The sequence below is a fragment of the Micromonospora orduensis genome, from assembly GCF_006228125.1.
GTDB lineage: Bacteria > Actinomycetota > Actinomycetes > Mycobacteriales > Micromonosporaceae > Micromonospora > Micromonospora orduensis.
Window position 1 is genome coordinate 1 of the sequence record NZ_VDFY01000083.1, and the last position, 14,204, is coordinate 14,204.

A 14,204-nucleotide genomic window follows, 5' to 3' on the forward strand; every position below is an offset into this window, starting at 1 on the left:
GTGGCGCGGCGGCCAGGGTGGCCTGGTTCACCATGGCGTTCAGGTCGATGGAGCCGAAGAGCGAGTCGCCGATGCCACCGATCGCGTCACCGATCCCGCCGAAGAAGTCGCCGACGCCACCGGCCACGTCACCGAGCACGCCGCCGATGTCGCCGAGCACGTCCCAGAGGCCGCCGGCGATGTCGGTGACGGTGGACAGGACGCTGCCGAGGCTGTCGAAGAGTTTGCCCAGCGTCGCGAGCGGGCCGGCGGCGTAGACCAGGGCGGCGGCGACCGCCCAGACGAACCCGGCGATCAGCACCAGGCCGATCGCCATGGTGACCATGTCGCCGGCGGTCATGTTCGCCAGCGTCGAGGCCAGCGCGGTGAGCTTCTCGATCAGGGTCGCCAGCCCCGGCAACGCGTCGGCCGCCTGCTGGGTGAGCGTGTTGACCGCCATCGACAGCAGCCAGACGAAGCCGGCGATCATGACGAACCCGATCGCGATCTGGAGCATCTCGCCGGGAGTGAACTTCGCGATGGCGGTCATCAGGCCGGTGATCGCGGTGAAGAAGTCCGCCAGCGGGTCGATCGCCTTGACCGCCTGGTCGGTGAGGGTCGCCAGGGCCTTGCCGAGCAGCCAGACGAACCCGGCGATCAGCAGGAAGCCCACCGCGATGGTGACCATCTCGCCCGGGGAGAACCGGGCCAGCGCGGTCATCAGGTTCCCGATCGAGGTGAAGAACGAGTCGAGCTGCGGGACGATCTTCTCCAGGTCGGAGGTGACCTGTTGGAAGGCCTTGCCGAGCAGGGCGACGAAGCCGGCGATGGCGAGGAACCCGGCGGCGATGGTGAGCATTTCGCCGACGTCGAACTTCGACAGGGTCGTCATCAGCTTGGCGATGGAGTCGAAGAAGGTGTTGAGGTGCGGGATCACCTTCTCCAGGTCGGTGGTGACCTGTTGGAAGGCCTTGCCGAGCAGGGCGACGAAGCCGGCGATGGCGGCGAAACCGGCGGCGATGGTGAGCATTTCGCCGACGTCGAACTTCGACAGCGTGGTCATCAGCTTGGCGATGGAGTCGAAGAAGGTGTTGAGGTGCGGGATCACCTTCTCCAGGTCGGTGGTGACCTGTTGGAACGCCTTGCCGAGCAGGGCGACGAAGCCGGCGATGGCGGCGAAACCGGCGGCGATGGTGAGCATTTCGCCGACGTCGAACTTCGACAGCGTGGTCATCAGCTTGGCGATCGCCTCGAAGAACGAGTTGAGCTGCGGGACCACCTTCTCCAGGTCCGTGGTGAACTGTTGGAACGCCTTGCCCAGCGCGGCCACGAAGAGCGCGATGGCCGCGAACCCCCCCGCGATCATTGCCAGCTCGCCGAGGCTGAACTTGGCCAGCGCGTTGATCAGCGGGATCAGCCCGATCGACAGCAGCACCACCGCGGCGGCCGCCTTCAGCGCGCCCGCGCCGAAGGTGGCCAGTGCCGCGCTCACCCCGAACAGGAACGCCACGATGACCGCCAGGCCCAACGCCAGCAGGCCGATCAGCCCCAGCAGTTTCAGCAGGTCGATGTTCGCCAGCGGATCGGCGCCGGTCACGATGATCTGGATGGTCCCGGTCAGCCCGATGCCCTGGTTGAGCTTGTCGAGGATCGCCTGGAGCAGCCCGATGATCACCGAGCCGATCCCGCTGACCTCGGTGGCGAAGGCCGCCACCAGGCTCTCGATCCGGGACAGCCCCTCGATGATCTGGTGCAGGTGCAGGTGGGAGCGGCCGTCCAACCAGCGCATGTAGGCGATGTGGTCGAGCAGTTCGAGGAACTTGTTGTAGCTCAGGTAGGCCACCGCCCACCGGGTGGCCTCGATGTGGTCGAGCAGCGCCTCGTTCATGATCTGGACCTTGAGCCGCCGGTCGGCGACGCCGTTGAACACGTCGACCACGTCGATACTCAACATCCGCAGCCCGTCCTGGAGCGCCAGCAGGGCCGTCTCGATCCGGTCCAGCGGCGGGCGGACCACGTCGACCAGGCCGCTGCGCACGTACGCGCCGATCAGGCGGGCACTGTTGTCGCTCAGCGACAGCGAGATGGGCAGCACCCCGTCCACAGCGGTTCACCGTCCTTTCCTGGTATCCGTCGCACCGTCAGTGCCGGGACTGCGCCTTCGCCCGGTCCATCTCGGCCTTCTGCTCGGCCAGCACGTCGGCCAGCAGCCGCACGTACGCCCGCCGCTCGTCGATCTCCAGTCCCATCGCCTCCGACCAGCTCCAGTGCAGGTGGTAGCCGAGCGCGAAGACCTCCTGCCGGAGCCGGTCGCCGTCGGTCAGCTCGGGGTAAAAAAACTGGTCAGGTCCAACGAGGTGCGCATCGGCCGGCCGCAGGTGCCGCAGTCGAACTCGCGGCTGAGGTCGACGCCCGGCATCTCGTCGCGGAACGCCCGCTCGATCCGGCCCCGGTCGCTCATCGTCAGGTCGGACAGGATCTTCGTGCCGAGCGCCTCGCGGCGGTTGTCGGGCATCTCCTCCCCGTCGCCGCTGACGCTGACCAGGCAGCGAGCCAGCAGCGCGTTGGTGCCCTTGGCCGCGTTGTCCCGGGCGATCAGCGACACCCGCTCCTCGTCGGCGCCGATCGGCAGGCGGAAGCGCAGCACGTCGTACCAGGCGTCCTTGGCCCGGTCCTCGAAGCCGTCCTCCAGCTCCACCACGATCTCCGGGATGCCCAGCCCGTCGCTGCGGCGTACCGGGAAGGTGTCCAGGTCCTCCACCACCACGGTGGTCTCCCGGCACGACGGGCAGGTGTAGTGCGCCTCCAGCTCGGTGCCGAAGGTGAGCTTGCGCAGCTCCAGCAGCAGGAAGTTGCGGTCCGGCGAGGTCAGCGCGCCGATCACCGACCGGTTCACCTGGCTGATCTCGCCGATGCCGCGCACACAGCCGTTGAGCAGCTCGGTGACCATCTTGCCGCCGTTGGCGCGCAGCTTGCGGTCGGAGAGCAACGCCTCCTCGTGCCCGGTCATCTTGCGCAGCAGGGCGGTGCGGTGCAGCCGCCCGTCCAGGTCGAGGTGGCCGACGGGCAGCCGCACCTCGTGCTCGCGGGGCCGGCGGGGCCGGACCTCGATCTCGGTCATCGTCACGAGACACGCTCCAGGCCCTCGTGCTCCAGCTCCAGGGTCTGCTTGAACAGCCCGGAGCTGCCCGCCTCCAGATCGGACAGCTTGGAGGACTTCACCCAGGCGCCGTAGAAGGCGAACCGGAGCACCTCCTGGCCGTTCTCCAGCTTGATCACCGCGCCGTTGCGCCGCACCGACGAGGTGTTGGTGTTCCCGTTGAGCTGGAACATCTCGGCGAACCAGTCCTTGAAGAAGCCGTCGAACCGGCTGCCGTCCATGTTGCGCTCGATGACCAGCGTGTCGAACTTGATGATGCCGCTGGAGATCTTGTGCACCGTGGGCGAGCCGCCGTCGGGCTGCTCGATCGTCTCGGTCATGCCCTCGTTCAACCCGGTGACCTTGGTGACGGGGCACTGGGTGCCCTCGATCTCCACCAGGAAGCCGTGCGTACGGTACGACTCCTGGAACGTCAGCTCTGCCATCTGTCTCGCCTTTCCCGTGTGCCGCTGATCAGCCGTCGGTCGCGGTAGCGCCGCTGTCCTGCTGGCCGACGACGATGAGGATCGCCTCGGCCGGTTTGGCCGGATAGAAATAGACCTCGAGGGTGAAGACCCCGTTCGCCACGTCCGCCGGCGCGTTGTTCTCGGCGTCGCACTTGACCGTGAAGACCTGCTCTGCCGGGTCGGAGCCGAACGCCCCCTGCCGCCACAGCCCCAGCAGGAACGGGGTGACCACGTTGAACCGCACCATCCGGCGCAGCGCCTCGTCGTGCGGCTCCTGGGCCACCCAGGTCAGGCCGTCGCGCAGCGAGGACTTGACGAAGTTGAACAGCCGGCGGACGTTCACGAAGAGCCAGCGGGTGTCGGTGGAGAGCGTCCGGGACGCGTCGACGACGATGCCCGCGCCGGGCAGCGCCCGGATGCCGTTGACCCCGCCGTTGCGGACCAGGTCGGTGTGGTCGGCGTCGGTCATGTCGTACTCCACGCCGAGCGCGTCGGACAGGCGCGCCTCGTCCCCGGCGGGCGCCTTCCACACGCCCCGGGCGTCGGCGATGCGCGCGTACGTGCCGAGCACCTGCCCGACCGGCGGGATCCACACCAGCGGCTGGGCCGCCGCGGTGGCCACGTCGGGGTTGACCACCTGGATCCACGGGCCGTACAGCGCGCCGAAGACCTTCCGGCCGCGCAGGCCCGCCGCGTACGCCTTGGCGCCCTCGCGGTCGAAGCCGTACGGCACCGCGCCGACGAACATCGCGTCGCCGCGCCGCTCGCAGTAGCCGATCGCCCCGGCGGCCACCCCGATCGAGGTGGACTCCGGGCAGGCCAACAGCTGGATCGCCACCTCGTTGAACGCCTCCAGGCCGGTGCGCTGGGCCGGGTCGCCCAGGTAGGCGGTGTCCGCCGGGTCGGCCCCGTCGTCGCCCCCGGTGAGCGGGTACACGCCCGCAGCGGGGGCGTCCAGGCCGACGCCGGAGGCGCTGTCCAGGTCGGTGACGACCAGGTACGCCGAGCCGCCCCGTGGGTCGTTGACCACCGCCTCCACGTACGAGTCGTGGTTGTCGACCATGCTGACCGGGCCGAAGCGTTCCACCTCGGCGCCGTCGCGGCGCACCACCAGGTCGAACTCGACGGTGGAGACCCGCACCGCGGCGGCCGGCAGCGCCGGGAACGCCGGGCTCGACCCCCACCCGATCAGCCGGTACGTCTCGGACGCGGCGGTGAGCTGCCGGAACGTCTGCGAGCCGGCGACCGGGGTGGCGGCGGCCAGCCCCAGCGCGGTGCGCGCGTCGCCGCCACCGCCCGGCGCGGCCAGCGCGATCGTGGAGCCCGCCCCGTCCCGGTTCGACAGCAGTGCCAGCCGGTTGTTGTGGGTGACCTCCGCGCTGAACGCGACGGCCTGCCGGTTGATCGCCGCGGCGACCTCGGCCACGGTGACCGCCGCCGGGTTGGCGAAGTCGGAATTGTGGAAGACGATCGTCTCCCCGGGGCCGCCGTCGGTGGTCACCAGCAGGCCCGCGCCGTCGGCGACCGTGGCGGCCACCGCGGCGGTGCCGATCGCGTGCCCGCGTACCGCGAAGCGCACGGCCGAGCCGATCCGGAAACCGCTCGCCGACGACAGCGCCGCCACCGTCCGGCCGGCCGCCAGGGAGCCGTCGCTGTTGGCGTTGCCGCCGGTGAAGCCGAGCGCGGCCGGTGCGGTGACCGCGAGCCGGGACCAGACCCGGGGGTCGGTGGCCACCGCGGCGACCGCCACGGTGCCATCCGGGGTGACCGCGGCCCGGACCGCCGTGGTCTGCCGGTTGATCGCGGCGGCCACCTCCTGCGCCGACGCCGCGCCGATGGTGGCGAAGTCGGCGGCGTGGAAGGTGACGGTGCCGACCTGGTCGACGCCCCGGGTGGTGACGGTGAACTGGGCGGTGGCCCCGTCGGTCAGCGTGAACGGCTCGGCGGTGCCGCCGACCACCTGGGCGGGCACCGAGGCGACACCGAGCGGGTGCGGTTCGACGGCCACGCTCAGCGCGTCGCCCCAACCGCCCGGCTCGGCGACGCCCCGCGCGCCGGCCCGCAGCCGCAACGTCGGCACCGGGGTGCCGGCCTGGTCGTTCACCACCACGGTGGACGACTGGGCGCCCGCGCCGACGACCCGCACCACGTACGCGTCCGAGCCGCCGTTGTCGAAGAAGCCCCGGACCGCGTACGCGCCGAACGCGTCGGCGGTGTAGCCGCCGAAGGTGGACACGAAGTCGCCGAAGCCGCGGACCCGGACCGCCCGGTCGGGCGCGCCGCGCGCGCTGCGGACGAGGAACCCGGCGGTCGAGGTGGGCGCGGAGACGATCGCGGGGGACGACTTGCCGTCGACCTCCACGACGGTCACGCCGAGGTTGATGGTCATCAGCTACTCCTAGGCTTCGGCGGCGGTGCCGCCGCCGGGCTGCTGGCCGACGATGAGGTGCACGGTCTCGGCCGGGCGGACCGGGTAGAAATAGACCTCCACCCGGAACAGCCCGAGGTCCACGTCGGCGGGCGGGTTGTTCTCCGCGTCGCACTTGACGGTGAAGACCTGCTCGGCCGGGTCGGAGCCGAAGGCGCCCTGCTGCCACAGGCCGAGCAGGAACGGGGTGATCACGTTGAACCGGACCATCCGGCGCAGCGCCTCGGTGTGCGGCTCCTGCCGGACGAAGCGCAGCCCGTCGCGCAGCGACGACTTGACGAAGTTGAACAGCAGCCGGACGTTCACGTACTGCCAGCGGGTGTCGGTGGAGAGCGTCCGGGAGCCGGCCACCACCGGCGTCCGGCCGCCGGGCGACAACAACCCGTTGGTACGCCCGTTGCGGACCAGGTCGTCGTGCTCGCCGGCGCTGAACGCGGCGGCCAGCGACAACGCACCGCGAACGGCGGCGGCGTCCCCGGCCGGGGCCTTGTGGATGCCGCGCTCCTGCTCGGTGCGGGCGTAGACACCCATCACGTGCCCCTCGGGCGGGACGAACCGCACCGGCGCCGGCCCCACCCCGGCGGGATCGGCGACCTGGATCCACGGCGCGTACAGCGCCCCGTAGACCTTCGCCCCCTGGAACTGGGCCGCGTACTCCTTGACCGACTGGGTGTAGTGCGCGACGGTCTCGGTGTAGTCGGCGGCGGAGCGGGGGACCGTGCCGGCCGGGTGGCCCCGGTCCGGGGCCGAGCCGACGAACACGCAGTCGCCGCGCGCCGCGGCGTAGTCCAGCGCGCCCCGGACCACCAGCGCCTCGCCCACCGCCGGGAGCAGGTGCGCGTCGGGCACCGCCAGCAGTTGGACGGCCGCGGTGTCCAGCGCGTGCAGGCCGGTGTGCGCGGCGGCGTCGCCGACCAGGTCGCCGGCCGCGGCGGCGGTCTCGCTGCCGCCGGTGAGCGCGACGCCACTGACCACGGCGGGCAGGTCGACGCCGGGCGCGGCGCTGCTCAGGTCGGCGACCGTGACGTAGCGGGAGCCGGTGACCGGGTGGTTGAGCCGGTCCGGCGCGTAGTCGGCGGAGCCGGCCTGCATGGAGAGGTTCGACCAGGTCTCGACGACCGGGAACGCGCCGGTGGCGGGATCCTGCTGCCGGACGACGAGGCGGAACTCGGCGCTGCTGACGGCCACCCCGGCGGCCACCGCCTCGCCGGTGGCCGCGCCCAGGGTGACCGTACGGGTGGCCCGGTCGACGGCCGTGACCACCCGCAGCAGCGTGGTGGTGGAGGCGATCCGCAGCACCGTGCCGACGTCGACGCCGGCCAGCGAGGCGAGCTGCACGGTGGTGGCGGCGGCGGTCGCGGCGGCCCCGACGGTGGTGACGGCCCGGGGATCGTCGCGGACGTCGAGCCGCAGCGCGTGCGCCCAGACGCCCGGGTCGGCCACCCCGCGGTAGCCGGCGCTGACCCGCAGGCTGGCGGCCGGGGTGCCCTGCCGGTCGGTGAGGGTGGCCCGGGCGGCCTGGCTGCCGGCGCCGGCGACCCGTACGACGTACGCCTCGCGGCCGCCGTTGAGGAAGAACCCGGTGACCGCGTGCGGCAGGTACCCGTCGGCGTGGTGGCCGCCGAAGCGGGCGGTGAACTGGTCCAGGCTGCTGACCCGGACGGCCTGGTCGGGCACGCCCCGGCGGGTACGCCCGACGAACCCGCCGACGGAGGTGGGCGCGGCCGCCAGCGCGGGGCTGGCCCGCCCGTCGACCTCGGTGACGTTCACCCCTACCTGAAGTGCCATCGCTACGAGTTCCTTTCTGGCGACATCCGGACCGTCCCTTGCGCGACGAGGCGGCGGAGCAGGCCGTCGGCGGCGGTGCCGGAGGCGACGACGAGACGTCCGCGGGCCGGCAGCACCTGCCGGCCGGTGGGCAGCTGTAGTTCGACGGGGGCCGAGGTGAGGTTCTCCAGGACCGTGGTGCTGGCGGCCGGCCGGCAGACCAGCCGCGCCGGAGCGGTGCGGTACGGGTCGCTGAGCGCGGCGTCGCCGGTGAAGCCGAGCACGGCGGCGGCGTCCGGTACGTCCGCCGCCGGTGGGGTCACCGCGAGCCGGGACCCGACGCCCTGGGTGGGGGAGGTGAGGCGGACGTGTCCGTCGCCGGTGGCCCGGGCGACCGCGCGGCGCAGCTGCCGGTTGATCCGCGCCGCGACGTCCTCGGCGCTCCACGGCCCGTCCTGGTCGTCGAAGGTGACCTTGCGCCGCGACCGGCTGTCCACCTGCACGCTCATCGCGGCCCCCGGCGGCAGCGGGTACGGCCCGGCGCCGCCGGTGAGCACGGCCGAGCCGGGTCCGTGGCCGGAGACCGCGACCGGGCCGCCCGCGCCCAGCCCGAGCGCGGCGGCCGCGGTCGAGGCGGTCGGGTCGACCTCCAGCACGGTGCTCTCGCCGGTGCCCTCGGTGGCGAGCACCAGCGCGCCGTCGGGGTCCACGTCGGCGCTGACCCCGTCGACGCCGTCGAACGCCGCGACGAGCTGCTCGCCGGTCGCGCGCAGCTCGCCGTCCTCGGCGGTGGCGTCCGGCACGGTGTCCGGGTCGAAGGTCAGGGTCTGCCACGGTCCGTCGTCGACCCGCAGCACGAGGGTGGCTCCGTCGCGGAGCCGGTAGTCGGTCATATCCGGAGCACGATTCCTTCCTGGTCCTCGGGCCCGGGCGTCGGCGGCGGCGCGGATCCGCTCGGGTCCCAGGGGGTGTCCAGCGGGCCGGATTGCAGTTGCGCCCGGCGCACCCACGGCGCCTCGGTACGCGCCCCCTGCTCGACGCGGGTGCCGACGTGCAGGTAGACGGGGGCCGGCACCGCGCGGGCGCGGATGTCCAGCGGTGGCGGCAGCAGCGTCTGCACCGGCAGCACGGTGCCGTTGACGCGCAGCCCGGTGTCGACGCCGACCCGGCGCAGGATCTCCGTGCGCAGCGCCAGCGAGTGCGCCCGGTGCCGGGCGGCGGGCAGCAGCTGGTACTCGGCGAGGACGGGTCGCGGGGGCGGGCGCAGGCTGCACACGGTCAGCCCGCCCCGGAGCCGGAACGAGTCGCGTTGCGGGATGTTCCAGCCCCGCTCGGGCTCCTCGCGCTGGTCGGTCAGGGTGAGCAGCACCACCGGGTCGGGCAGCCCGTCGACGGCGGTCACGTCGGTGAACGGGGGCTCCTCGACGACCACCGGGGCGGTGACGCTCAGGCGCGCCCCGGGGCCGGTGACCGCGGCCAGGGCGGGGGTGACGGTCAGCGTCGTCGTGCCGGCCACCTCGTCGTGCGCCGCGGCGGTCACCGCGTACCGCCCCGACGTGCCGTCCAGGGTGATCCGGTTGCCCGGGTACAGCGCGCGGTTGAGGCCGACGACGAGGGTGGTCGCGCCGGCCGCGGCGGGCTGCACCGGCAGTGCGGTCACGCCGGGCAGCGGCAGCCCGTCGAGCAACTCCACCAGCGCCGCCTCCACGTCGAGCAGCGCCTCGTCGCGGACCGCCAGCAGCTCGTCGAGGTGGATCTCGAAGGGCACGCCGGTCAGCACCCGGAGGGTGAAGCCGGTGACCTGGCCGCGCCGGTCGCCGGCGATGCCGAACCGGTGCTGCTCCCAGGTGCGCCGCCGGTTGACCGGGATCAGCCAGCGGTGCTCCTCGCCGGGTGCGTCGGCCGCGTCCGAGTAGGAGAGCTCCAGCAGGAAGGGCGCGGCCGCCGTGCCGTCGGCGGCGCGCGAGGCGTACGTCCAGAGCCGCAGCTCGTTGTAGCCGCTCAAGTCCAGCGGGGCCGGCGGGGTGAGCTGCGCGGTGACGCCGGTGGCCCCGGCGTGCGTGGTGAGCCGCAGCGAGCCGGTGCCCTGCACCCGGAACGCGGTGACGGTGCTGTCGAGCAGGGCCGGATTCGCCGAGGTCCAGGGCTGCTCGAAGCCGTGCACCAGTTCACTGGCCATGTCGTTCCTCCCTCACCCTCGTCCGGTCCCGCTCACCGCTCCGCCTCGTCGTCCGCCCGAATGGCCGCCGCCAGCTCGGCCGGGGTCGCCCAGGCGACCTCGACGGGCTGGGGGCGCAGCCGGTAGCTCACCGCCGTCCCCGCTGCGCTGACCGCCAGCACCCGGATGCCCGGGTACTGGTCCAGCAGGTGCGTGGCGACCCCGGGCAGCCCACCGGCGGGAGCCGGCACCACGACCACGTCCGCCGCCAGCACGCCGGCGGCCCGCAACAGCTCCCACGGGCTGGCGGCGACCCCGACCACCTCCAGGTCCGTCTGTTCCTCGACGGCCCGGAGAACCGCGTCCCGCACCGTCGTCGCCACGCCGCCGAGAAGTATGCGAATTGCTGGCACCATCGGCCTCCTCCGTGCGGCACCTATCACGGTACGAATGGGGGCGGCGGCCGAGAATGGAGCTTGTTGCCCAATTAGGGACCAGGGCGCGGACTGGTCCTTTGGTACCAGGACCGGTGGTACCCCATTGATTTCCTCGGCTGTCGGTATGCACTCCCTGTCCGCTGCGCGACACCAATTCGATCGATCAGCAAAATGAGGTAGGCCGTTCGGCCGAAACGGGTGGACGATCGGTTTCCAGGCCGGACCTGAACGGGGTCCGCCGCGCGTCGCCGGACCCTTTCCGGGGGCGATCACCCGATCGACGTCACCAGCCGGGCGCCCGGGCGGGACCGCGGGCGCCGCGCACCAGGGCCGCCGCCTCGCCGCGGCGGCTCACCTCGAGCTTCTCCAGGAGATTGTGTACGTGGTTCTTGACGGTCCGGATCTCGATGCTGAGCTTGCGGGCGATCTCCTTGTTGGACAGCCCCTCGTCGATGAGGCCCAGGATCTCGCGCTCCCGGGTGGTCAGTCGGCTCGCCCCGGCGGCAGCGACCGGGCCCCGCCCGCGCTGCCCCATCCGGCGCATCAGCGCCGCCGCCACCGGCGGAGGGCAGGTCACCTCGCCCCGCCCGGCGGCGGCGACGACCCGCAGCAGCCCGTCGCTCGTCTCGTCGCGCAGCAGGTAGCCGGTCACCCCCGCCTCCGCGCAGGCCACCACCTCGTCGTCGCTGCCGGAGACGCCCAGCGCGATCACCCGGGTGTCGGCCGCGGCGGCGACCAGCCGCCGGCAGATGGCGAGGCTGTCCCGCGTCGCCAGGCTCACCAGCACCACCGCGAAGCCGTGGTCGGCGACCGCGCGCAGGGCCTCGTCGGCGTCGGCGGCCCCGGCCGCCCGTTCGACGAACGGTTGTGCGCCGAGGACATCGAGCACGTGATCGCGGAAGAGCCGTATGTCGTCAACCACGAGGACACGCACCGATGTCCCCTCGGATTCATTCATCACTGTGCGTCTCCCGGCCCGGACGCGGCATGGCCGCCGCCCTGTGCACAGGAGATAACTCGGCGGCCCGCGCGCACAAGTCCTGTGACACCTAGTGGACATGGTCAAGCCGTGCGGGTCGCCCCGGTGGCTTTATGATCCGCGGGCTTTGTCGCGGTGGTGGACAATGCGTCATTTCGTCGGGCCGTTGGGCGGACCGTCCATTCCAGAATTGGGGTGCATGCCGCGCGGCAAACATCGGCCGGGACCAACCGACGACCGCGTTGCGGGCGCGCGGTCGGCTCCGGTAAGGGACGTCTCGTAACTGGGCGATGGCGTTGCCCGGCGCCGGGTCGGTGGTCAGCCGGTGTCCGTGCGCCGGCGACGGCTCCGCTCGGCCTGGCGTTCCCGTCGCGTACGCCACCTGCGCCGACGTGACGTATCCACAGCTGGGCAACCCAGACCGGACCACGTCTCGGCCCGTGCGTGGACACCCCCACCATTCACATCGCTGCACCTGCCCGAGACAAGTGAGTCCTCCGTGCCCACGCTAGCGGTCGCCTCGTGCTGACCTGGATGTTCTGGCAAATCGAGTGAGTCACTGTGCGCGCAGCAGGGAGCCGTGGGCCGAGGGACGGCCCTGTGCCGGCAACCTCAGCCGCGGAACAGGACGTCGGGGCAGGACACATTGGACGACGGCCGGTTTGGACCAACACTGGAGGCGCCAGCCGAATGCCGATCGGTGGTTGGAACCGCTGGCGATCGCGCGGTGCAGAAGCCCGGCCGGACTAACCGGCATGGGAGGTGCTTGACGATCCGCGGTAACGAGCTCGGTAACGGCGAAGATCGCAACAGGCGGATCAGCCGGAAGGGCGCGACACGGGGCAGCATTCCAGCAGATCACTATTGTCTGGTTCCGTGGACGTTTCAGCCTGTTCCGGCATGTCGTGACAGAATCGTTGTAAAACTGGGGGTCAAGGGGTCGTCGGTTCGAATCCGGCCGTCCCGACAGAAAAAGGTTCGTCATCCCTGCGCATCGTTGGGCGACGTCACCCTGCTCGGTGTGTCGTTCATCGGCTTCGGCGTCGCGGTCATCGGCTTCGGCGTCGCGGTCATCGGCGTCGGCGTGGCGCTCGCAGCGGCGTGGCGGTCATCGGGGGTGAGGCTACCGCCCTGACCAGCGGTGCCAGCACCTTGTTCGGTGTGTCGCTCATCGGCATCGGCGTGGCGGCCATCGGCGCCGGGGTTGCCATCCTGACCGACGGCGCCATCCTGCTCGGCGTGGCGATGATCGGCGCCGGCCTGGCGGCCATCGGCGGCGGGGTCGCCGTCCTGACCGTTGTTGGCGGTCTAAGCGAGCGGTGGCGGGTGTGGTGGATCAGGGCTACCACTGCGGATGGGAAAGACCCCGCAGGTGCTGCGTCCGTTCGGTCTGGCCGTGACGATTCGGGCCGGGCATCCCCGCCGCAGTAGAAAAAGGCGCCCCGCCGGGTAGTCTCCGGACCCGGAAACAACTCTAACGCTGTTCAAGGACGCGAGGGAGATTCGAGCTCCCGGCCGTTCGCACGGTGCTACTACCAGGCTGGCATTGTTTCGGTCCGGAAACTGCCGGCAGACCGCCCCGGCGTGTTCGCGCCGATGCATCTACGTGCCAGGTCGTGATTCAGTGCTTGCGGCCCGATACGAGCTGCCGGTGTGCGATCCGGCCGTGGGCCAGCGATGTCACGCCGCGGATTCAGGCAGGTAGCCGTGTGCGATGAACAACCGTGTGAAGTAGCGCGCAGCATCGGCAGGGACTGCTCCTGCGACTGGAACTCCGCGCCGCCGAAACGCACGACCTCGTAGCCGGCCAGGTGAAGTTCCCGATCTGCGGCGACCATCTCGGCGTAGCGACGAGGGCTTGCCCGCCCGTCGTCCTCGGCGTAGTGCTGCTTGCCGTCGCACTCGAGGACGAGCCGCCAACGGCCGCGCATCAGCAGCAGGAAGTCCATCCGCTGGCGCGGTAGCGGTCCCGGCTCAGCCGATGGGCCCGGGTGTAGGGGTCGTAGTGCAGGTAGACCTGTGGAATCAGCGCCGGCAGGTCAAAGCTGTGTTCGCTGAGCAGCTCGCCGTATGCGCGGAACACCTGCCGCTCCGGGCCGGGTGGGTCCGAGGGCTTGCGGTCGCGGTCCAGCGAGCGCCGCAGACGCAGGTACAACTGCCGACCGGCTTCCTGTTCGCTGGTCCCGGGCTCAGCGTGGGTTTCTGTCCACCAGGTGACCAGTTGCCGCCAGCTCAACCCACTGGGGTCCAAGTCGCGGTCGTAGACGAGGCAGAACTCGCCGTTCTTGCTGATCTCGATGGTGTTGCTCACCGCGTCGGTCAGCACCAATTCCGGTTTGGGACCTCGGCCCTTTTTGTTTTTCCCGCCCAATCCCCTGGAAAGGCAGACCAAGTCCGTAGATCATCGTCGTGCCCTCGATCAGAGTTGGCTGGCTGATGTGCGAGCGTCTCTGGCGGACGACTTCGCCATCCAGACGGCTCGGCTGCGGGAACTGACCGAACTCAACGCGGATACCGGCGACCCCGGCGAGGCCCACACCCGGGACGCGCTGCTGGTGGCCACCCGCCAGAACATCGAGCAGATCACCGGTGCGCTGAGCCGGATCAGCGACGGCACCTACGGTGCCTGCCAGAAGTGCCCCGAGCGCATTGCGGCCGAGTGGCTCGCGGTTCTTCCGCACGCTCGCTTCTGCGTGCCCTGCCAGGGGAAGCAGAACAGGTGACGCCCCGGTGTGGCTGCCGTGCTGTCGGCACGGCAGCCACACCGTCAGGTGCGAAAGCCCTGGCCTTTCATTCAGTGAAAGCTCCGGTTCCCCAGCGGGGACACCGCACGGGACGATCCGGCTCCAT

The 14,204-nt window shown here is 71.5% G+C and carries 14 protein-coding genes; 3 read left to right on the forward strand and 11 right to left on the reverse strand.

What is annotated here, in order from left to right:
* The 9 genes from FHG89_RS03495 to FHG89_RS03535 form a co-directional block, all read right to left on the reverse strand.
* Positions 1–2,083: hypothetical protein (locus FHG89_RS03495; RefSeq protein ID WP_208760847.1), on the reverse strand; the 2,083-nt coding region annotated here is incomplete at its 3' end.
* 216 nt (positions 2,084–2,299) lie between these two features.
* Positions 2,300–3,100 (reverse strand): T4 family baseplate hub assembly chaperone, encoded by an 801-nt coding sequence (locus tag FHG89_RS03500; RefSeq protein WP_425280149.1) that lies wholly within the window; start codon positions 3,098–3,100, stop codon positions 2,300–2,302.
* A 2-nt stretch (positions 3,101–3,102) separates the two neighbouring features.
* On the reverse strand, positions 3,103–3,564 hold the full coding sequence (locus FHG89_RS03505) for a phage tail protein (RefSeq protein ID WP_046566633.1): 462 nt from the start codon (positions 3,562–3,564) through the stop codon (positions 3,103–3,105).
* A 28-nt stretch (positions 3,565–3,592) separates the two neighbouring features.
* Positions 3,593–5,974: a phage tail sheath family protein gene (locus FHG89_RS03510; protein ID WP_139582725.1), complete on the reverse strand. Its 2,382-nt coding sequence runs from the start codon at positions 5,972–5,974 to the stop codon at positions 3,593–3,595.
* A 9-nt stretch (positions 5,975–5,983) separates the two neighbouring features.
* Positions 5,984–7,801 (reverse strand): phage tail sheath family protein, encoded by a 1,818-nt coding sequence (locus FHG89_RS03515; protein ID WP_139582727.1) that lies wholly within the window; start codon positions 7,799–7,801, stop codon positions 5,984–5,986.
* Between the two features lie 2 nt (positions 7,802–7,803).
* Positions 7,804–8,673: a hypothetical protein gene (locus tag FHG89_RS03520; protein ID WP_139582729.1), complete on the reverse strand. Its 870-nt coding sequence runs from the start codon at positions 8,671–8,673 to the stop codon at positions 7,804–7,806.
* Positions 8,670–9,959 carry a hypothetical protein gene (locus tag FHG89_RS03525; RefSeq protein ID WP_139582730.1) on the reverse strand — a complete coding sequence of 430 codons (1,290 nt, stop codon included), beginning with the start codon at positions 9,957–9,959 and terminating at the stop codon, positions 8,670–8,672. Before FHG89_RS03525 ends, FHG89_RS03520 begins: the two co-directional genes overlap by 4 nt.
* Before the next feature lie 32 nt (positions 9,960–9,991).
* Entirely contained in the window at positions 9,992–10,351 is a 360-nt protein-coding gene (locus FHG89_RS03530) for a response regulator (RefSeq protein WP_139582731.1), read from the reverse strand.
* 307 nt (positions 10,352–10,658) lie between these two features.
* Entirely contained in the window at positions 10,659–11,297 is a 639-nt protein-coding gene (locus FHG89_RS03535; RefSeq protein WP_167517332.1) for a LuxR C-terminal-related transcriptional regulator, read from the reverse strand.
* A gap of 823 nt (positions 11,298–12,120) precedes the next feature.
* On the opposite strand from FHG89_RS03535, the gene FHG89_RS03540 reads away from it, so the two are divergent.
* Positions 12,121–12,489 (forward strand): hypothetical protein, encoded by a 369-nt coding sequence (locus FHG89_RS03540; protein WP_139582733.1) that lies wholly within the window; start codon positions 12,121–12,123, stop codon positions 12,487–12,489.
* A gap of 26 nt (positions 12,490–12,515) precedes the next feature.
* A complete protein-coding gene (locus FHG89_RS03545; protein WP_139582734.1) occupies positions 12,516–12,785 on the forward strand; it encodes a hypothetical protein in 270 nt (89 codons plus the stop codon).
* Between the two features lie 101 nt (positions 12,786–12,886).
* On the opposite strand, the gene FHG89_RS03550 is transcribed toward FHG89_RS03545, so the two are convergent.
* Together FHG89_RS03550 and FHG89_RS03555 are read right to left on the reverse strand one after the other, a co-directional pair.
* Complete coding sequence (locus tag FHG89_RS03550) at positions 12,887–13,303, reverse strand: PDDEXK family nuclease (RefSeq protein WP_139582735.1); 417 nt, start codon at positions 13,301–13,303, stop codon at positions 12,887–12,889.
* Positions 13,285–13,680, reverse strand: a complete 396-nt coding sequence (locus tag FHG89_RS03555) for a hypothetical protein (RefSeq protein ID WP_139582736.1) — start codon at positions 13,678–13,680, stop codon at positions 13,285–13,287. Before FHG89_RS03555 ends, FHG89_RS03550 begins: the two co-directional genes overlap by 19 nt.
* Here FHG89_RS03555 and FHG89_RS03560 point away from each other — a divergent pair.
* A complete protein-coding gene (locus FHG89_RS03560) occupies positions 13,652–14,077 on the forward strand; it encodes a TraR/DksA family transcriptional regulator (RefSeq protein WP_139582737.1) in 426 nt (141 codons plus the stop codon). The two genes, FHG89_RS03555 and FHG89_RS03560, sit on opposite strands and share 29 nt — an antisense overlap.
* Positions 14,078–14,204 lie beyond the last annotated feature (127 nt).

What these genes read in the sequence shown, in the direction of transcription:
- FHG89_RS03550 (WP_139582735.1), bottom strand. Translation starts at nt 13,303, where the DNA reads ATGGACTTCCTGCTGCTGATGCGCGGCCGTTGGCGGCTCGTCCTCGAG.
- FHG89_RS03515 (WP_139582727.1), bottom strand. Translation starts at nt 7,801, where the DNA reads ATGGCACTTCAGGTAGGGGTGAACGTCACCGAGGTCGACGGGCGGGCC.
- FHG89_RS03500 (WP_425280149.1), bottom strand. Translation starts at nt 3,100, where the DNA reads ATGACCGAGATCGAGGTCCGGCCCCGCCGGCCCCGCGAGCACGAGGTG.
- FHG89_RS03505 (WP_046566633.1), bottom strand. Translation starts at nt 3,564, where the DNA reads ATGGCAGAGCTGACGTTCCAGGAGTCGTACCGTACGCACGGCTTCCTG.
- FHG89_RS03560 (WP_139582737.1), top strand. Translation starts at nt 13,652, where the DNA reads ATGGTGTTGCTCACCGCGTCGGTCAGCACCAATTCCGGTTTGGGACCT.
- FHG89_RS03510 (WP_139582725.1), bottom strand. Translation starts at nt 5,974, where the DNA reads ATGACCATCAACCTCGGCGTGACCGTCGTGGAGGTCGACGGCAAGTCG.
- FHG89_RS03525 (WP_139582730.1), bottom strand. Translation starts at nt 9,959, where the DNA reads ATGGCCAGTGAACTGGTGCACGGCTTCGAGCAGCCCTGGACCTCGGCG.
- FHG89_RS03520 (WP_139582729.1), bottom strand. Translation starts at nt 8,673, where the DNA reads ATGACCGACTACCGGCTCCGCGACGGAGCCACCCTCGTGCTGCGGGTC.